This window comes from Allobosea sp. Root670, from assembly GCF_001429415.1.
GTDB lineage: Bacteria > Pseudomonadota > Alphaproteobacteria > Rhizobiales > Beijerinckiaceae > Allobosea > Allobosea robiniae.
On the sequence record NZ_LMJU01000020.1, the window covers coordinates 32,634 to 50,633 of the forward strand.

At 61.5% G+C, this 18,000-nt stretch carries 15 protein-coding genes; 12 read left to right on the top strand and 3 right to left on the bottom strand.

Annotated elements, in window-relative coordinates; translation table 11 throughout:
- Positions 1-174: 174 nt before the first annotated feature.
- Together ASE61_RS23870 and ASE61_RS23875 are read right to left on the bottom strand one after the other, a co-directional pair.
- Positions 175-1,416 (bottom strand): MFS transporter, encoded by a 1,242-nt coding sequence (locus tag ASE61_RS23870; RefSeq protein ID WP_061971250.1) that lies wholly within the window; start codon positions 1,414-1,416, stop codon positions 175-177.
- 63 nt (positions 1,417-1,479) lie between these two features.
- Positions 1,480-2,895, bottom strand: coding sequence for an amidase (locus ASE61_RS23875; protein ID WP_061971252.1), 1,416 nt, complete (start codon positions 2,893-2,895; stop codon positions 1,480-1,482).
- Between the two features lie 170 nt (positions 2,896-3,065).
- On the opposite strand from ASE61_RS23875, the gene gcvA reads away from it, so the two are divergent.
- The 3 genes from gcvA (at position 3,066) to ASE61_RS23890 (ending at position 5,792) form a co-directional block, all read left to right on the top strand.
- Positions 3,066-3,941: a transcriptional regulator GcvA gene (gcvA, locus tag ASE61_RS23880; RefSeq protein ID WP_061971254.1), complete on the top strand. Its 876-nt coding sequence runs from the start codon at positions 3,066-3,068 to the stop codon at positions 3,939-3,941.
- Positions 3,942-4,391: 450 nt separating this feature from the next.
- On the top strand, positions 4,392-4,973 hold the full coding sequence (locus ASE61_RS23885; protein ID WP_061971255.1) for a hypothetical protein: 582 nt from the start codon (positions 4,392-4,394) through the stop codon (positions 4,971-4,973).
- Positions 4,974-5,438: 465 nt separating this feature from the next.
- Positions 5,439-5,792 (top strand): SPW repeat protein, encoded by a 354-nt coding sequence (locus ASE61_RS23890; RefSeq protein ID WP_061971257.1) that lies wholly within the window; start codon positions 5,439-5,441, stop codon positions 5,790-5,792.
- Positions 5,793-6,075: 283 nt separating this feature from the next.
- Here ASE61_RS23890 and ASE61_RS23900 read toward each other — a convergent pair whose 3' ends face one another.
- Complete coding sequence (locus ASE61_RS23900) at positions 6,076-6,672, bottom strand: TetR/AcrR family transcriptional regulator (RefSeq protein WP_082617699.1); 597 nt, start codon at positions 6,670-6,672, stop codon at positions 6,076-6,078.
- A 94-nt stretch (positions 6,673-6,766) separates the two neighbouring features.
- On the opposite strand from ASE61_RS23900, the gene ASE61_RS23905 reads away from it, so the two are divergent.
- From ASE61_RS23905 to ASE61_RS23945, 9 genes are all read left to right on the top strand, one after another.
- Positions 6,767-7,831: an HlyD family secretion protein gene (locus ASE61_RS23905; protein ID WP_061971262.1), complete on the top strand. Its 1,065-nt coding sequence runs from the start codon at positions 6,767-6,769 to the stop codon at positions 7,829-7,831.
- The gene (locus ASE61_RS23910; RefSeq protein WP_244493000.1) at positions 7,828-9,471 is read left to right on the top strand and encodes a DHA2 family efflux MFS transporter permease subunit; all 1,644 of its coding nucleotides are present in this window, start codon (positions 7,828-7,830) and stop codon (positions 9,469-9,471) included. The genes ASE61_RS23905 and ASE61_RS23910 overlap by 4 nt, the downstream gene beginning before the upstream one ends.
- A 243-nt stretch (positions 9,472-9,714) precedes the next feature.
- The gene (locus ASE61_RS23915; RefSeq protein ID WP_200959683.1) at positions 9,715-10,245 is read left to right on the top strand and encodes a hypothetical protein; all 531 of its coding nucleotides are present in this window, start codon (positions 9,715-9,717) and stop codon (positions 10,243-10,245) included.
- A 99-nt stretch (positions 10,246-10,344) separates the two neighbouring features.
- Positions 10,345-11,124 (top strand): alpha/beta fold hydrolase, encoded by a 780-nt coding sequence (locus tag ASE61_RS23920; RefSeq protein WP_061971264.1) that lies wholly within the window; start codon positions 10,345-10,347, stop codon positions 11,122-11,124.
- Between the two features lie 282 nt (positions 11,125-11,406).
- Positions 11,407-12,324, top strand: a complete 918-nt coding sequence (locus ASE61_RS23925; protein WP_061971266.1) for an MBL fold metallo-hydrolase — start codon at positions 11,407-11,409, stop codon at positions 12,322-12,324.
- Between the two features lie 145 nt (positions 12,325-12,469).
- The gene (locus ASE61_RS23930) at positions 12,470-13,222 is read left to right on the top strand and encodes an SDR family oxidoreductase (RefSeq protein ID WP_061971268.1); all 753 of its coding nucleotides are present in this window, start codon (positions 12,470-12,472) and stop codon (positions 13,220-13,222) included.
- 87 nt (positions 13,223-13,309) lie between these two features.
- Complete coding sequence (locus tag ASE61_RS23935) at positions 13,310-14,257, top strand: mechanosensitive ion channel family protein (protein ID WP_061971270.1); 948 nt, start codon at positions 13,310-13,312, stop codon at positions 14,255-14,257.
- A gap of 186 nt (positions 14,258-14,443) precedes the next feature.
- On the top strand, positions 14,444-17,368 hold the full coding sequence (locus ASE61_RS23940) for a PAS domain-containing protein (RefSeq protein ID WP_244493001.1): 2,925 nt from the start codon (positions 14,444-14,446) through the stop codon (positions 17,366-17,368).
- On the top strand, positions 17,358-17,999 hold the full coding sequence (locus ASE61_RS23945) for a response regulator transcription factor (RefSeq protein ID WP_061971274.1): 642 nt from the start codon (positions 17,358-17,360) through the stop codon (positions 17,997-17,999). The genes ASE61_RS23940 and ASE61_RS23945 overlap by 11 nt, the downstream gene beginning before the upstream one ends.
- Position 18,000: the final 1 nt, after the last annotated feature.

Consider the following 18,000-nt stretch of genomic DNA (forward strand, 5'->3'; position numbering starts at 1 on the left):
ACGCCATTCTTAGATTTTGGACAAGGAACCGAACCTGTTCGCGTATAGCGACGCCCTTCAAGGGCGCGCGCTCCGGGTCACCAAATACGCTGCGTTAGACTGCGAAGGAGTGTTCGGAGGTGCGGCCAAGGCGACCGAATTCCACCGCGGCTCAATAGGGTGGGATGGATTGGCTCATCTGCTCACCCTGCCAGCGGAGGCTCGACGTGCCGCCAGAAACATGACGGCAGCGGCACCGGCGTTTGCGAGAGCGCTGACGGCAATGGGTATGACGTAGCTATGGCTGCGATCGTAGATGAAGCCTGCCGCGCCTGGGCCAACGAGCGTGCCTAGGGCAACGCTCGAATAGAGCACCCCGATGATGCGGCCGGCATGACGCGCACCGAACAGATCGGCGACCACTGCTGGCAAAATCGCGACCCACCCTCCGTAGAAGAGACCGAAGATCAACGCAAACAGTATGAGCTGGCTCAAGGAGCCACCAAGGATCCAGGTCGGAAGTGAGGCGGCCATGCCAATGTACATGGCGATCAGGAAGCTCTCGCGGCCCATCCTGTCCGCGATGCCGCCGAGGAAGAAGCGGCCGATCGTGCTGCCGATGCCGATGGCACCAAGCAGCCAGACTGCCGCCGAAGCGGGAACACCATGGTCGACCGCGTAGGGCGCGAGATGCACGAACGGTACGAAGACACCAAGCGCGCTCAGGAACGACGCAAGATAGAGCCCCGCAAATCGTCGCGTCCGGATTGCTTGGCCCACGGGCGTATCATTGCCCGCCTGCAGGGAGCCAACGACGATGGTACGTGTGATGCCGTCGGGCTGCAGGCCGCGGCGGCCAGGCTCGTCCTCCATGACGAACGCCGCTGCCAGGCCGACCACGATCGCGAGGACGCCGAGCGTGGTGTAGGCGTTCCGCCAGCCGATGTCCGCGATCAGCCAAAGCGCGAACGGCGGCATCACGAGCGTCCCGACGCCAATGCCGCTGACCGCCAACCCGGATGCGAGACCACGGCGCTTGACGAACCAGCGTTGCACAGCGCCAAGTGTGGGCACATAGGCACAGCCGACACCGACGCCGATACCGATGCTATAGGCCGCATAGACCTGGAGAATGGTTTGCGCCTGTCCGGCCAGAATGAGGCCGAGGCCGACTAGCGTCATTCCGATTGCGGAAAGCGCCTTCACGCCGATTCGATCCGCGAGCGGCGCGGAAACGATGCCGAGCGAGAAGTACATAAATCCGGCCAGCGAAAAAACCGCCGAGACCGAACCGCGCGATGCCGCGAACTCGTGCTGGAGCGAGTCCAGGAACGAGCTGAATGTGTATGCGCTCCCGAAGCCGACGAAGGTTATGACGAAGGCTGCGGCGACCACAAGCCAACCGTAAAAAATCGCCGATTGCCTTTCCAGGTTCATGATTATCCTCTGTTGGCGGGCCGAGCCGTCTCGGCGTGCGATATGCGGGCCGCTCCCAAGACCTTAGGATCGCGGCGGGCCACTGAGGCCCGGTTGACGACGATGCCAGGACGTTGCGTCCTGAAACGCTGCGCCGAGAGCAAGAAGCGCGCTTTCGTCGAACTCGGCAGCGATCAATTGCAGGCCGATGGGCATGCCTTCCACCGAGGCGCTCCCGGGGAAGGCCAGCGTTGGATGGCCGCTCATGTTGAAGGGGCAGGTGTAGCGTTGCAGCTTGGCGATCAGCTCCGGCTGCTCGCCAAGGGTTGCGATCGTCTTCAGCGTGAGCGGCGCGAAAGGATGGACGGGCGTCAGGATGGCGTCGACCGATGATAGCAGGGCCTCGACCTGGCCACGGAATGCCGCGCGGCGACGAAGGATTTCCTGATAGGCCATCCCCGAAACGGCCATTCCGTTCTCGATGACGGACGATAGGATGGCGCCATACTGTTCCTTATGGAGGGCATAGGGCGCTTGATGGGCAACTGCCGCTTCAACCGCGCAGTTCGGTGTCCAGTCCGCCACGATCTGGCGGACATCGGGAAATGACACCTCGGCGATCTCGGCGCCCAGGTTCGAGAATATCGCGCAGGCTTCCGTCAGTGCGGCCTGTGTCCAATCGTCGACGTCTTCGGAGTTCCAGTGCGGGTCGATCCCGATACGCTTGCCGCGTACATTCGCGCTTGCGTCGGCCAAGTAGTCGGGAACCGGACGAACGCTCGTCGTCGGGTCATTGAGGTCATGCCCGGCAATGACATTGAGGATCGCCGCGACGTCGATCACGTTCCGGGCAATCGGGCCGATATGGTCGAGCGAGGGAGCGAGGTCGAATGTCCCATAACGGCTGACGCGCCCCCAGGTCGGCTTCAGGCCGCTGACGCCGTTGGCGGCCGAGGGCCAACGGATCGACCCGCCCGTGTCGGACGCGATGGCGCCGAAGCACAGGCCGGCGGCGGTCGCGACCGCTGATCCGCTGGAGGAGATGCCCGCCCAATAGTCGCCGTTCCATGGGTTTTGCACTGGCGGAATCGATGGGTGGTAGTCGGAATACGCCCCCTCGGTGAGCTGGGTCTTGCCGATCAGCACTGCCCCTGCGTCGATGAGCTTTCGCACGACGGTCGCATCGCGCGCCGGCACATAGTCCTTATGGACCACGGTGCCGGCCGCCGCTGCGACGCCCCTGATCCAGCAAAGGTCCTTTACGGCTATGGGAACGCCATGGAGGGGGCCCCGGTGGATTCCCGCCTCGATCTCGCGGTCGGCAACCTCCGCCTGGCGGAGGGCGCTCTCGTCCAGGACGCTTGCATAAGCCTGCAATTCACCATCAAGACGCCGAATGCGCGAAAGGAGCGCCTCGGTGACATCCTTTGAGGCGATGGCGCGGCGAGAGATAAGCTCTCCGACCTCTGTGAGACCATAGAACTCCACGTTGAAAGACATCCGATCCAACCTCTCCAGCGGCCACGCACGACAGTCTATGATTTAGAATTCATGCGATTCTTGGCGGCTTGCTTGCAGCATTGACGCTTGATATCGGCGGGAATTATGCTGACGCTCGCTGCTTGGACAAACCAGAAGACTTAACCCTGATGAATCAGATTTTCTAATTCATGCCGAGTCGATTGCCTCCCCTTAACGCGCTGAAGGCATTCGAGGCCGCTGCCCGCCACCTCTCGATCAAACTGGCCGCGGAAGAATTGTGCGTGACGCCGGGGGCCGTCAGCCAGATGATCCGGGTTCTGGAGGAAAATCTCGGCGTGAAGCTCTTTGAGCGGGTGACGCGAGGGATTTTTCTGACTGACGCGGGCCGCGATTATCTGCCATCGATACGCAATGCATTCCGCCAGATCGCCGGTGCATCCGAGCGGATCGCAGCCCAGCTGGATTCTGGGCTGCTCACTGTCAGCACCACGCCCTTTTTTGCATCGGCATGGCTGGTGCCGCGATTGTCATCCTTTCGAACGGCGCAGCCCAGCATCGATCTGCAGATCGTCACCAGCAATGCACTGGTTGATTTTTCTCGCTCGGACACGGATGTTGCGATCCGCCATGGGATGGGCCGATATCCCGGACTTCGCAGCGACCGCGTCGTCACGGTCGAGATGATCGCCGTGGCCACCCCCGATCTGATCGACCGAGCCGGCCGTCCGAACCGGCCATCGGATCTCGTGCGTTGGCCGCAGGTTCACGATGCCGAACGAAAGGGCTGGAGCCTGTGGTTTGACACGCACGGCGTTGCTGAAAGGACGACTGCGCGTGGCCTCTCCTTCGATGACAGCGGCCTCTTGCTAAAAGCGGTGCTCGCCGGTCAAGGCGCGGGACTGCTCCCGGCTGCCCTGCTTGAGGATGAACTGCGCGACGAGCGTTTGATCCAGTTGTTTCCGCCCGCTCGAATGGAGGAGTTTGCCTATTATCTCGTCTGTCCGGACAACCGACAGCAGCAGCCCAAGATCGCAGCGTTCCGGGATTGGATCTTGAACACATGACGGCAAGAGGGGACGGAGTTACATCCTCAGGTACTGACTTCAGCAGAGAGTAGATATCCACGCTTCAACTGACCAAGGCCCCGTTAGGGTGGTGGGAAATTGCCATTGGCGACAGCGGGCTAGCGCCAGAAGCGGAAGCTGGGCTTTCGCCGAGAAGCGGACATTCAACCTGCATGCGATTACCGCGCGACTTAAAGCCTAAGGGTATCCTTGAACTGCGTCCGGTCTTACCTCGGCGCAGCAGGCACCAGAAGTGAGCTGCAATGCTGAGGCCTTTTATTGAATGGCGATAGCATCGCGAGCCTACCAGCCACACCGACCCACAAGCCATCTCCCTTAGGTTGGCGCTCTAATTCTACTTTACGGTGGGAAACCATTGCCGATTGCGGAGCAAAATTTGCCGCCGCCAAGGATGTTTGAAGACTGCGCCCTTGCCCTATGTGATAGTAAATGCTCGCTTTTTTCGAGCTTGCCCGGAGACTGCTGACGGCACGGCGATTGCTGATCCACGCCAAAGAGAGTTGCATGGGGTTGGAAATGAACGTTACCGGGTTCGGCTCACCTTACCTTCCCAATAGGCCCGCCTATGACCTCGGCTCAGCGCAAGGTAATGGAGCGAAGGCTCCATCGAGCCCGTCGGCGCAACCGCTGCCCAACCAAGCGCAAAAATCGCCGTCGGATGCGGAGCTCAAGGAGTTCAAGGACGACTTGCTCGCTTATCAAGCCCAGCAGGAAGCTTCGGGCGATTACCCTGCAATCCAAATGTTAATCCCCGCGAACGAGCGCGGCTACGTCGCAATCCCCTCGGCCGACCAGCAGAAGCTTATCAACGCGATCATCGCCCGCCATCAGGGCGATGCCGAGTTGCAGAACCCAACTGTTGCCCTGAACAAGACGGCCCTGTGGAAGGAACTCACGAAGGAGGGCGTCAACTCCGACCAGATAGCGAGCGGCGCCAAGTTCTTCTATTCGCCCGACGGCACAATCGTAGACCGCAGGACGGCCACCACGGGCGTCGACAGAATGGCCTAAGCTGGTTTCAATAGGCTGCGCTCGGGTTCGACGTCGAAACTGCGCGCCGATGTGCCGTAGGCCACGGCGAGGAGCCGCTGGTTTCGGGCCCCGACAAGCTGGTCTTGTTCGGTGGCGTCTTGCAACCGACTGTGACGGGCAAGGGCCGGACATGGTCGACTGTCCAACAGCGTTTTGGCGAGCCATCGAGTAAGCACACGCAGGCCATTCTCCTGACGCCATTATCGCACGCCGGGCATGGATTAATGCTCGCGCTATAAGAATTACACCCACATATCCAAAGGTATATATCTGACTCATCAGAGTGAGAGGATAATGCGCATCTCTATAACATGATTCCTGTCTTAACAGTGAAGTTATTTCTCAAATAAGCTAGCGTGATTTGGCGCCGGAAATCATCAGACTTTGCGTATTGGGCACCTAATTGTTTTCTTGGTTCCCGAAATTCGCAAAGAGGATACTGAAATGAAGAACGAAGTGCCGAGCAAGGGTCTTGAGTGGACCAACTTGATCCTCGGAGTCAGCTTGGCTTGCGCTTCTATGGCGTTCGCCGGGTCGCCGCTGGCAGCATGGAACGCGGGCATCACCGGGGGATTGATTGCGTGCCTTTCCGCGATCGCACTATACCGAAATGAGAATGGCGCCGCTCGGTACAATCTCATCCTGGGCTCCTGGGCGGTGATTGCTCCTTTCGTGTTGGGCTTTGGAGCCGTTGCCGCTCCGATGTGGACACATGTGGTGATGGGGCTCTGCATCGCGGCAATCGCGGCGACCCAGATCCTTGCGAAACGCAGTGCTCGCCCCGCTCCGCTCAAGTAGCCCTGGCCGCTATGCGCGACGATTATTCGAGGCGGCTTTGATCGGCCGCCTCGGAGTTCCCCTCAAAATCACGATCGGGGTGAACATGTGCGAGATTTCCGAGCCGACGCTTGAAGAACTTCTGGCTGACACGCTGATCCAAATGGTGATGAAGCGGGATGCTCAGACCGTGCACGACATACGCGAGGCGTTTCGTACCAGCGAAATGCATGCCGAACAGCGTGCGCTCGGTGGACCGGATAGCGTTGCCAAGGTCGGAACGCGCATTCACTGGGGCGGACAGCTACGTAGAGTTTCGCGAGACCGCGCCGTTCAGGAAGACCTCGACGGCCGAGACCACGGCTTCCCGAGCCTCAGCAACCGATGGCGGGGCGCGCAGGCCGAGGATGACTTGCAGATGCAGATTGTCGCGGATCATACCGACAAAATGGCCTGCCAGCCGGAGGGTGTCGTCAGACTTGATCTCGCCGCGTTCTTTGGCCGTTTCGAGCACGACTGCCAGCCGCAATGTCGTGCGCCCCGGGCCGCGCTCGTAGAAGGACTTGGCGAGGTCGGGGAAGCGGGTCGCCTCGGTAACGATGGTACGGTAGATGCCGATCAGCGTTGGCGACATGTAGACGGCGAGAAGATGCAGGCCGAATTTGGTCAGCGTTTCACGCAGGTCGCGGCTATCGACTTCGTCCAGCTCCAAGGAGGCGAGAGCCGCGTCAGCGTTCGCCTCCACAAGGGCGAGAAAGAGGCCCTCCTTGTTGCCGAACTCATTGTAGATGTTGCGTTTTGATCCGCCGGCGCGCTGGATGATCGCGTCGATGCTCGTCGCGACATAGCCGCGCTCGAAGAACTCCTCGGCCGCCGCTCTGAGCAGCGCCTCACGTCGCATGCTCGATTGCTCTCCTTTCGATCCATTCACGGGACTTCACGGTCCTTCCCAAAAACACGTCATTGACCGGTAATTCATATTACCATAACGGTCAATGGTAACGATCATTACCGGAGATTGCGCCGTGACGCTGTCCAGGAAGAAAAAAATCGCCGGATTGTCACTATGCCTCGTTGCCGTGGCAGCAGCCGCCGGCGGCTGGGTGCGAACCAGCTCAAGCGACGAGGCCTTTACGGATAACGCCTATGTCAGGGGAGACGTGACATCGCTTGCGCCGAAGGTCGCTGGCTATGTCACTGTCGTCGAGGCGGGAGACAATCAGGCCGTGCGCGCGGGCGACGTGTTGTTCCGTATCGACGACCGAGACTATCGCGCCCGGTTGGCACAAGCGGTCGCCAATTTCGAGGCAGCCCAAGCGCGTGTCACGAATGTCGATGCTGAGACCCGACTCCAACAGGCCTTCATCAGACAAGCTGTGGCGCAGAACCGATCGGCCGAGGCGGAGCTGAGCCTGGCAAGGCGGGCTTGGGATCGCCGTAGCGAACTCATCCATCGTGGTGCGGTCAGCCAAGCGCAACTCGACGAAGCGGAGGCCGCGCGATCGCGGACCGAGGCAGGCGTGTCGGCGGCGGCGGCAACGGAGGAAGCGCAGCGACAGCGTCTCGTTGTTCTGGCCGCCCAGCGCGAGGCCGCGGTAGCCGCTGTCGCGCAGGCGCAGGCAACACAGGAACTGGCGCAGATCGATCTGGATAACACCGTCGTCCGTGCACCGATCGATGGCGTGATCGGCAATCGGCAGGTCCGTGTCGGAAGGCTCGTCGCGCCCGGTGTCGCGCTCCTAGACTTGGTGCCCATCGCCGATCTGTGGGTGGTGGCAAATTTCAAGGAGACCCAGATCGCGCGCATTCAGCCCGGGCAGCGGCTGCGTATCACGATCGACGGCTATCCTGACGAGGCCTTCCACGGTGTCGTGGACAGCTTCGCCCCAGGCAGCGGCTCAGCATTCAGCCTGCTGCCCGCGGACAATGCGACCGGGAATTTCGTTCGCGTCGTGCAGCGCGTCCCGGTCAAGATCCGTTTTCTCGACCATCCGCCGCCCGGCCGCCTCGTACCGGGCCTCTCGGCGCGCGTTGCGATCGACCTGTCGAGCCCGTCGTGACCGAGCCCGCTCCCCTGTCGCAGGCTCGAATTGTGTCCACTCGCAACCGCGCCGTATCCGACGCGCTTCTGGTCGTGGGCATCGTTCTGACGACGCTGACGGAAGCGATCACCGGCACCGTCCTGTCGCTGGGGCGAAGTGACATCATCGGAGATGTTCACGCCACGCCCGACGAGTTCGCGTGGCTCGACGTTGCCTACACGACATCTAAGCTGATCGCCTTCATGACCGCCCATGCGCTTTCAAGTCGCGTTGAGCCACATCGCCTGGTGATAGGATCGACTCTCCTGATGGGATTGGCCTGCGCCATGGCCGCTGTCACCACTCGGCTGGACCTGCTGGTGGCGCTGCGGGCCGCTCAGGGCTTCTCCGGAGGCACTCTGCTGGTTGCGGGGCAGATGCTGCTGTTCATCACCTATCCGCGCCGACACCAGCCTGTCCTTCAAGCCTTGTTTGCCATTGGGGCAGTCGTTGCGCCCGCTACTGTAGCGCCCGCTCTCCAAGGCTGGCTGCTCGACGATCAGTCTTGGAACTGGATCTTCTTCAGCGCCGTTCCGATCGCCTTGGCGGGAGCCGGCATCCTCCTGCTCCCGGAACACCGGCAGAGCGCCAGCATCGCCAAACGCCCTTTCGACTGGCTTGGCGTCGCTCTCATTTCGATCACCATGTTCTGCTTCGCCTATGTTCTCAGCCAAGGCAGCCGCTGGGACTGGTTTGAAGAGCCACGGATAAGATGGCTGAGCGGGCTCGGCGCGGCCTCCCTTGTCGGCTTTATCGGGCAGCAGGCGGCGGTGAAGCGTCGAGGTCTGCTCGATATTAGCTGCTTTCGATCTCAGGATTTCCTCTTCGCCTTCATGGTCAGCTTTGTAGCTGGCGCTGCGCTTTTCGGAAGTGCCTATCTCATTCCCGCCTTCGCGGTGTCCGTCCTGGCGTTCACGCCGACAGATGCCGGACAACTCCTGCTTCCGAGCGGCGCGCTTTTCATCGCCGCACTACTCGTGGCAGCCGTGCTCATGCAGTTTCGTCGCCTTCCGCCGATCGCCACGGTGCCCTTCGGCATCCTCATGGTGATGACGGCGATGTGGATGCTGTCCGGATCGACCAGCGAGAGCGGCACCGCCGATATGATGCCGGCGGTTCTGCTGCGCGGATTCGGTCTCGGGTTCCTGTTCCTGTCTATCACGCTGATCGCTTTCGGCGATCTCCGCCGTCACAATCTTGCGTCCGGCATCGGCATCTTCAATACCGGGCGACAGCTCGGCGGCCTTATCGGGGTCGCCGCCCTCCAGACGCTGATTGACCGGAACGTCGCCGCCAATACCACCGTATTCGCTCTGCACATCAGTTCGGGCATCCCGACCGTGAACGAGCGCCTTACGGCGGTGGCCGCCATTCTCGCAGGAAAGGGTCTCGACCCAGTGGCGGCCGCTCAAGGAGCCAGGAGCATGCTGGGAAAGTCCGTTACCGTGCAATCAACCGTGATCGCATTCGACTCAGCGTTCATTGCCGTCGCGATGCTGTTTGTGGTCGCGGCTCCGGTGCTCGTCGCGGTCAAGATCGGGCTCGTCCGCCGCTCCAAGCGACAACCGTCTCGGCCGGAAAAAACAGAACAATTGTCGGTCCGACTGGCGGATCGATAAAGGCCGCGAAGCGAGCGGCGAACGGCCGAAACCGCTCGACCATGCAGCCCTGCGCACGACCTTGGTCCGTCATCCCTATGCAGATGTACAGGTCGGACCGACTTTTATCGAGAGCAGGCTGCTGTCAGGGCAATAGCGGCTCAAGCTTCCGATGTGAAGAATTCCGGTCCTGTCTTCGCGCCGCCGGCCCTCTCGGACTCATTTCGATTGCATGGCGTGGCGCACATTCGGGAGGAGCTACCTATGAAAGAAGTCTTCGCAGGTAAGGCCGTCCTGCCTCAAAACCGCGCTGTTGCAGCGGCCGTCGTGACGATGGTCGCCTTCAACGGGATATTTCTGTCCCTGAACGGCGCCTTCATGCTCGTTGCTCCGCTGGCCTGGTACGAACTGGTGCCGGGCGTGACCGACACGGGCTTCTTCAACCAGCACTTCATCCGCGACATCGGGATGATCCAGCTCTTCCTGGGCGTGTCGTTTGGTTTGGGTCTGCTCCTGCCGGAGCGCCGCGTCGGATACTGGGCGGCCGCGACGGCATGGCTCTGCTCTCACGCGCTGTTTCACTTTTGGGAGGTTGCCGTCGGTATCTGTTCTCCGTCGGTCATTCCAAGAGACTTTCCAGCGGTGACGCTTCCGGCGCTCCTTGGACTGGTACTGACCTTCTGGGCAGTGCGCAACGCGCCACAGGCTGTGCTGCAAACGTCACAGATGCGGCCCGTGCCGGCAGAACGCTTTTGCCCTTCGCCTTGCCCACGCGGCAATCCATCCCGGAAGTAAGAACCCGTCTTGCCCGGGGAATTCCCAGAACTGGCGGCGGTCCTCTCGCGCTAAGCGCACCCTCGCCATGCCGCCCTCCGAGAACACAGGAGAACGCAGATGAGACCGAGCGCATTCACATTCGCAGTGGCAGCCGCACTGGCCGGCGCGCCGAGTCAGCCATTGTATGCAGCGCCGCATGCCAGACCGACCATCATCCTCGTCCACGGCGCCTTTGCTGAATCCGCAAGCTGGAATGCCGTGGTCTCGCGGTTGAACAAGAGCGGATACCGGGCAATCGCCGCCGCCAATCCCTTGCGGAGCCTAAAGGCCGATGCAGCGGAAGTCGGAGCGCTCATCCGATCGATCGCCGGCCCCGTTGTGCTGGTCGGCCATTCCTATGGTGGCCCGGTGATCACGGAGGCTGCGAATGGGCAACCGAACGTGAAGGCGCTGGTCTACGTCGCCGCATTCGCGCCGGATACAGGAGAATCCAGCCTGTCGCTCACCGGCAGATTTCCCGGAAGCACTCTCAGTAGCGCGATCCACCCGGTCGAACTGGTGAGTGGAGGACGCGATCTCTACATCAAGCCGGACAGGTTCCCGAGCCAGTTCGCTGCCGATGTTCCGAGGCGCCAGGCAGCCGCGATGGCGGTTACGCAGCGTCCCGTCGCCGAAGCCGCACTGGCGGAACCCTCCGGCACACCTTCGTGGAAGACGCTGCCGTCCTACTCGATCTACGGGACGGGCGATCTGAACATCCCGCCGGCGGCAATGGCGTTCATGGCGCAGCGTGCGCAGGCGGTGAAGACGGTCAGGGTCAAGGGAGCTTCGCACGTCGTGATGATTTCTCATCCCGCGCGGGTCGCCTCGCTGATCGAGCTGGCCGCGTCGCGCTAGGCGGCGGCAGCGGGGAGCCAAATCCGCACGCCATCTCGGTCTGGGCGAGAACCCTTGGCCATGCCTGCCCCCGCGAAAAATTGGCCTTCCTGGGCTCTGCCCTTAATATTTTTAGTAGCGCTCATATTGCGTAATATCAGCACATAACAAGTCGTTATATTTCCAATGATCTATCTATCATATAGTATAGAATCTTCTAACACTAAGATCAATCGATATTCAATTCGTTCTAATACATCGTAATCAAGCCGTGATTAGAGCGGTAATCAGCAGGAGATAATCATGAGCCTAGACATCGCCTTGCGTCCCGGGAAGCCGGGTCCAGAAGAGCTAGTTCCGTCACGTTATGCCGTGCGGGTCGGCGAGATCGACGTGCTGGTGATCAGCGACGGAGTTCTGCCGCTTCCTACCAAGATGCTCGGACACAACGCCGACGCCACCGAACGGGCGGCTTGGCTGAACGACATGTTCCTGCCGCCGGATGCGTTCGATTGGTCGCTGAACGTGGTCGTTGTCCGGAGCGGCAGCCAGACCATCCTCGTCGATGCCGGGCTCGGGTTGGACCCGAATTTGAACCTGCCGCGCGCCGGACAACTCGTGAAGCGGCTGGAGGCGGCAGGGATCGATCTCGGGTCCGTAACCGATGTTGTCTTGACACACATGCACATGGATCACATCGGCGGGCTTCTCGTCGACGGGGTCAAGGAGCGGATGCGTCCGGACCTTCGGATCCACGTTGCGGCCGCCGAGGTCGAGTTCTGGGAGGCGCCCGACTTCACCCACGCCGTCATGCCGCAGGGCTTCCCGGACGCGCTCCGGGCAACAGCCAAGCGGTTCGCGAAGGAGTACCGCAGCCAGCTTCGGTTGTTCAAGGATGAGCATGAGGTCGCCCCCGGCGTCGTCGCCCGTCGAACTGGAGGCCATACCCCCGGCCACAGTGTGGTTCGCATGGCCTCCGGCGGCGACCGGCTGACATTCGCTGGTGACGCCGTGTTCGCGGTCGGCTTCGAGCATCCCGACTGGCACAACGGCTTCGAGCACGACCCCGAGGAGGCGGCCCGCGTGCGCATCCGTCTCCTGACGGAACTGGCGGAAACCGGCGAACAGTTGGTGGCCACTCACCTGCCATTCCCGTCCGTCGGACGTGTGGCCGCGGATGGCGACACTTTCCGCTGGGTGCCCGTTTTCTGGGACTACTGAACGCTTCCTGTTCGCGGCCGGACCGGGCCACCCACCACAAACGACGCTCCCGGTTCGGCCGACAAGCCCGGCCTCGACGAGGTCGGTTCCCCTCAATGCCTATCGAATGGCACGTCGCATGAGCGGCTGCGAACGGAGAGATCACATGAAGATCGTCATCATCGGTGGAACTGGCCTGATCGGTTCCAAGACTGCGGAGCGCCTGCGCAAGCACGGACACGAAGTCGTCGCCGCGGCGCCCAACACCGGCGTGAATACGATCACCGGGGAAGGCCTGGAGAAGGCGCTTGAGAACGCCTCAGTGGTCGTCGACCTCGCGAACTCTCCCTCCTTCGAGGACAAGGCGGTGCTCGAGTTCTTCCAGGTTTCTGGCCGAAACCTGACGAAGGCGGAGGAAGAGGCCGGTGTGAAACACCATGTGGCGCTCTCCATCGTCGGCACCGATCGGCTGCCGGACAGCGGCTATCTCCGGGCTAAGGTGGCGCAGGAGAAAATCGTCCGGGAATCCGGAGTCCCCTATACAATCCTTCGCTCCACTCAGTTCATGGAATTCCTCGGCGGCATCGCGCAGGCAGGCACTGCCGGCGACACGACCCGGCTGTCGACAGGCAATCTCCAGCCGATCGCCTCCGACGATGTCGCGGACTTCGTGGCGGAAGCGGCCCTGGCGGCGCCGACCAATGGAATCATCGAGATCGCCGGGCCGGAGCGTGCGCGCCTCTGCGATTTCGTCGAGCGCTACCTCAAGGCGATTGGCGATACTCGCAAGGTCATTGCTGACCCCGAGGCCCACTACTTCGGTACTCGGCTCGACGCGGGTTCGCTGGTCTCCGACAACAATCCGCGCATCGGGCGGATCGACTTCGACCGCTGGTTCGCGACGGCACCTCGAAAGTAGCCACAAGCTCACGGGCCGCCCAATGGGCGGCCCGATCAGTTCGACGCTCTGACTTCCACGGGTTCGGCAGATTTCGGTGAGGGCCTCATGTTCGGCGATGACCATTTCCTGCCGATCGTACTCCTCAATGTTCTCGGAGCTGCCGGTGTCGTCGTGTGGCACCTTCAAGGCAGCAACCGACCGACAGCACGCCTGATCGTTCAGATCCTGTTTTTCTTCTGTATGAGCCTGGTGCTCTACGTTGGAGACATTGCTCCGGCTCAGCCCGAAAGCATCTACACACAGGGCTTCACCGCGCTGCTTTCGAAATCGGCCATGATCCTCTGGTGGACTCATCTCGCGTGGACGACCATCGGCTTAATCCACATCTATGTCAGTCTCAATCGCAAGCCGCGTGAGGCGCATCTGATTATGGATATGGCGGTTGCCGTCATCTATCTCGGCGTGGCGTTGTCGGTCATGGGCTTCGTCTTCGGCATGCCGATCGCCACCCTGGTGACAACCTCGGGTGTCGTAGCGGTCATCCTGGGTCTGGCGTTGCAGAATACGCTGGGCGACGTTTTCTCAGGCATCGCTCTGACGCTGGGCAGGGCCTATGCGATCGGTGACTGGATCCAGTTGAGCGACGGCACGGCGGGACGGGTCACGGAATCGAACTGGCGTTCCACGAACCTCCTGACTGCGGTGAACAATATCGTCGTGCTGCCGAACAGCCAGCTCGCAAGGCAGAGCCTGACCAGCCTGAGCCGACCCGACGAAACCCATCAGATCACGTTGGGCGTGCGCTTCGCCGCCGGACAGAGGCCGAGCTTTGTCGAGGAGGCCATGCGGACCGTGCTCGAGAGCAGTATCCGGATCGTCGCAGATCCGCCGCCGACCGTCGTTCTGAGAGCCATCGACGCGGTGGCAATCGAAGTGGAATTGCAATTCCGGGTCGCGAGCGTTGCCATGGGGATATCAGCCAAGAACGAGATCATCGACCTGATTCATGGCCGATGCGAGACCAGCGGACTTTCGCTGGCGCCGCCCGCCTGAGCCTTCTTTCCCAACGCTCACTAAACTCCACGCAGATCATGGATTTCCATAAGTGCGCTGGAGGCTTCGCACAGCTAGCGTGCCGAATGACCTGTGGCTCCGTGCTGGGTGCGAGTTCGGCCTACGTCCTCTGGCCGCGCGAACATGCCGACGGAGCGGCTCAATGTTTTCGACGAGGACGGTCGAATGGCGACGGCACGACTGGATCATCGAGTAGCGATCGCGATCATGGCATCCGTAGTCGGGATCGCCGTCGCTTGGCTCACGGGTGCGATGTACGGGTATATTGCCCCGCTCGCGGCGCTATCCACCTATGTGAAACTCAGATCGTCCCTGCACATCGCATTGGCGCTGGCGGTTCTCATTCTCCTCCTGGTGGTCACTGTTTTTCTCCATGGGACGCCTTTGCCAGAATCGTTGCCGACCTGGTTGCCGCTGGCGGCAATCGCGGTTTCCGTCTGCGCGGTTACGGTGAGTTCCTGTGCGCAAGGCGCGTCGGCCCATCTGCGAGATAATCCAGCACGGGATGATGCCGAAGTACTGCATGGCAATGGCGAGGCTGCCATCCAGCGCGCGCCCCGGTTCGAGGCCGTTCACCCGGACGACCGCACTGGCGTCGCGCACGCCATGGCACGGGCGCTCTGGACGGGTGTGCCCCAGGTTCTTCAGCATCGTCAGCTCGAACCTGATGGCTCGCATCGCTGGGTACGATCGCGTTGGGAGCCTGCCACTAAGCCGGGTGTCTCTGTGCCGGAACTGGACCCGCATGAGGCAGTCGTGGAGCGCGGCCCATCTCGTGACGACGCCGGCGATGTCATCGCCAAGGCGCGAACGATCGAAGATCTCTTTGGTAATGGCTGGGCGCTGGACCGGGACGGACGCTGGATTTACCTGCCGGCTTTCGCTCAAGCCACTCTGGGTTTGACGCCTGAAGACCTGAACCGCTCATGCGATGAGGGCGATATCGCCTGGGGGCAGATCGTCCATCCAGAAGACCATGATGAACTAGCCCGACAATGGCGTCACTGCCTCCGGACGGGCGAGCCCCTCAACGCGGAGTTTCGTATCCGTCGTAAGACTGGCATTTTTGCTTGGGGTCGCAGCTCTGCGCGCGCCGTGCGTGACAGCTCCGGCGCCGTCGTCGGCTGGTTCGGTACTTCGATCGACATCGACGTCTACAAGCGAACCGAAGCAGGCCTCCGGGAAAGGGAGCGTCTTCTCGAGCAACTTATCGAGACTGTCCCAGCCTCCATCTGGAGCGCGACGGACAAGGGATGGCCTGTCTACGTCAACAAACATCTCACCGAGGTGACGGGCGCGACGCTGGACACGATTACGGCGCCCGACGGTTCGATGTCGTTGAACGTCATGATTCATGCCGATCATCGCGAGGCTGCAATCAATGCTTACATGGAGTCGATCGCGACGGGTAAGCCTTACAGGATCAAATATCGCCAGCTTCGGGCGGATGGTTCCTATCGCTGGACCGAGACCCGCGCGGATCCGCTGCGCGACGAGACCGGCGCTATTCTCCGTTGGTACGGCGTTAGCGTCGACATTCATGATCTTGTGAGTACGCAGGCCGAATTGCGTCACCGCGAACGCGAGTTGATGCAGTTGGTCGATCTGGTGCCGAGCTTTCTCTGGCAACTGAAACCGGACGGCGAGCCAAGCTTCTTCAACAAGCGCCTCATCGACTTTTTCGGACTGAATGACGCCGCGTCCGAGCAGATTGCGCCGGACCGGTTGGCAGGAATCTTGCGGACGTCCGTTCACCCTGAGGATGCAGCGGGATTGCAGCAGACACTCAGCCATTCTCTGGCCACCGGCGAGCGCTTCTCGATGCGATATCGCCTGCGTCGTGCCGATGGCGTCTATCGCTGGATGGAGGGGCGCGCCGAACCATTTCGGGATGTCACAGGCCGCATTCTCCAATGGTACGGACTGTCGCATGACATCGATGATCAGCTCCGGACCGAGGAGGCGCTGCGCGAACGGGAGCGCTTCCTCTGGCAGTTGGTCGAAACCTTGCCGGCTATGATCGATTGCGCAAAGCCCAATGGCGAGCCGGTCTATCGCAGTCGCCAGCTCCGTGAATTCCTCGGTTACGAGCTCGAGGAGCTGGATGGCGAGAATCAATCGCGGTTGCTCGCCACCCTCGATGCCGGAGTCCATCCCGACGATGTCGAGGGGGTTAAGACCCAATATGCCCACAGCCTCTGCACGGGCGAGCCCTATGCAAGGAGGCACCGGCTACGCCGGTTTGACGGTGAGTATCGCTGGGTCGAGACCCGAGCCGCGCCGATGCGCCGCGCTGACGGCGCAATTGTGCAATGGAACGTGATCTGCCTCGATATCGACGGCGAGATCCGCGCACATGAGGAGCTACGCCTGTCACAGGAAAGGCTGGCGCGGGCGAGCCAGGCCGCGAGCCTCGCGGAGCTGTCCGCGTCGATCGCCCATGAGGTCAATCAGCCGCTCGCGGCGGTCGTCGCCAATTCGCACGCTTGCCAGCGTTGGCTGGCGGCCGATCAGCCCAACATCGAGCGTGCTCAAAAGACGGTCGAGCGCATCCTTCGCGATGCCAACGGGGCAGCGGCCGTGGTGGCGCGAATCCGGGCCCTGTTCAAGCAATCAGTGGAAAAGCGGACGACGATGCCGTTCGGGACTGTGGTCGCCGAAACGCAACATTTCGTGGCTGAAGAAGCCGCGCGCCGTCGTGTCCGGATGGATGTCGAGATCGACGGGGATATTCCGCTGGTCGCCCTCGACAGGGTTCAGATCCAGCAGGTGCTCATCAACCTGATGCGCAACGGCATGGACGCGATGGATGCCGTTGCCACCGCCAAGGTCCTCAGCCTGCGTGTCTTCCATAACGGCGACGTCATCCAGACGGAGATCGGCGACCTAGGCCAGGGCATCACGATGCAGGACAGCATGTTTGAGCCCTTCTTCACGACCAAGCCCGATGGGATGGGCATGGGGCTGGCGATTGCGCGAACCATCATCGAATCCCACGGCGGACGGCTCTGGGCCGAGAATAATCCGATTGTTGGAGCGACGTTCATCTTCACGCTGCCGGTTGAAACGAAGGCGGATCATGACCGCTGACGACACCATCGTTTTCATCGTCGACGACGACGCGGCTCTACGAGAGGCGCTCGTCGAGCTGCTGGCCGCCAACGGCGTCGACGCGATTTCGTTCGATTCCGCTGGTGACTACATCCAGTCGGAAAAGCCCGACCTCCCGGCCTGTCTGATCCTCGACGTCGAGCTTCCTGATATCAATGGGCTCGAATTGCAGCGCCAGATCACGCAGGCCGAACATCCCCCGATCGTATTCATCACCGGGCATGGCGACATCCCCTCCTCGGTGCGCGCGATCAAACACGGCGCCGTCGATTTCCTGACCAAGCCTTTCAGCGATGTCGCTCTCCTGTCGGCTATCCGTGCAGCGATCGAACAGGATCGGGAAGTGAGGGTTAAGCGCGCCGAGCTCTCCTTGCTTATGCAGCGCTACCACGAGCTCTCGCCACGGGAGCGGGACGTTCTCCCGCTGGTAGTCAGCGGACTCCTCAACAAGCAGGCCGCCGCCGAACTCGGCATCAGCGAGGTTACCCTCCAGATCCACAGACGAAACGTGATGCAGAAGATGGCGGCATCATCACTAGCCGATCTCGTGCGGATCGCGGAACGGCTGGCGATCCCGATACGACACTCACGTCGGTTGGGAGGAGCCTGAG

Excerpts from the sequence above, each read along its gene's own strand:
- ASE61_RS23945 (WP_061971274.1), top strand. The coding sequence starts at position 17,358 with ATGACCGCTGACGACACCATCGTTTTCATCGTCGACGACGACGCGGCT.
- ASE61_RS23900 (WP_082617699.1), bottom strand. The coding sequence starts at position 6,672 with ATGCGACGTGAGGCGCTGCTCAGAGCGGCGGCCGAGGAGTTCTTCGAG.
- ASE61_RS23875 (WP_061971252.1), bottom strand. The coding sequence starts at position 2,895 with ATGTCTTTCAACGTGGAGTTCTATGGTCTCACAGAGGTCGGAGAGCTT.
- gcvA (WP_061971254.1), top strand. The coding sequence starts at position 3,066 with ATGCCGAGTCGATTGCCTCCCCTTAACGCGCTGAAGGCATTCGAGGCC.
- ASE61_RS23930 (WP_061971268.1), top strand. The coding sequence starts at position 12,470 with ATGAAGATCGTCATCATCGGTGGAACTGGCCTGATCGGTTCCAAGACT.
- ASE61_RS23935 (WP_061971270.1), top strand. The coding sequence starts at position 13,310 with ATGTTCGGCGATGACCATTTCCTGCCGATCGTACTCCTCAATGTTCTC.
- ASE61_RS23905 (WP_061971262.1), top strand. The coding sequence starts at position 6,767 with ATGGTAACGATCATTACCGGAGATTGCGCCGTGACGCTGTCCAGGAAG.
- ASE61_RS23920 (WP_061971264.1), top strand. The coding sequence starts at position 10,345 with ATGAGACCGAGCGCATTCACATTCGCAGTGGCAGCCGCACTGGCCGGC.
- ASE61_RS23915 (WP_200959683.1), top strand. The coding sequence starts at position 9,715 with ATGAAAGAAGTCTTCGCAGGTAAGGCCGTCCTGCCTCAAAACCGCGCT.
- ASE61_RS23870 (WP_061971250.1), bottom strand. The coding sequence starts at position 1,416 with ATGAACCTGGAAAGGCAATCGGCGATTTTTTACGGTTGGCTTGTGGTC.
- ASE61_RS23940 (WP_244493001.1), top strand. The coding sequence starts at position 14,444 with ATGGCGACGGCACGACTGGATCATCGAGTAGCGATCGCGATCATGGCA.
- ASE61_RS23925 (WP_061971266.1), top strand. The coding sequence starts at position 11,407 with ATGAGCCTAGACATCGCCTTGCGTCCCGGGAAGCCGGGTCCAGAAGAG.
- ASE61_RS23885 (WP_061971255.1), top strand. The coding sequence starts at position 4,392 with ATGCTCGCTTTTTTCGAGCTTGCCCGGAGACTGCTGACGGCACGGCGA.
- ASE61_RS23890 (WP_061971257.1), top strand. The coding sequence starts at position 5,439 with ATGAAGAACGAAGTGCCGAGCAAGGGTCTTGAGTGGACCAACTTGATC.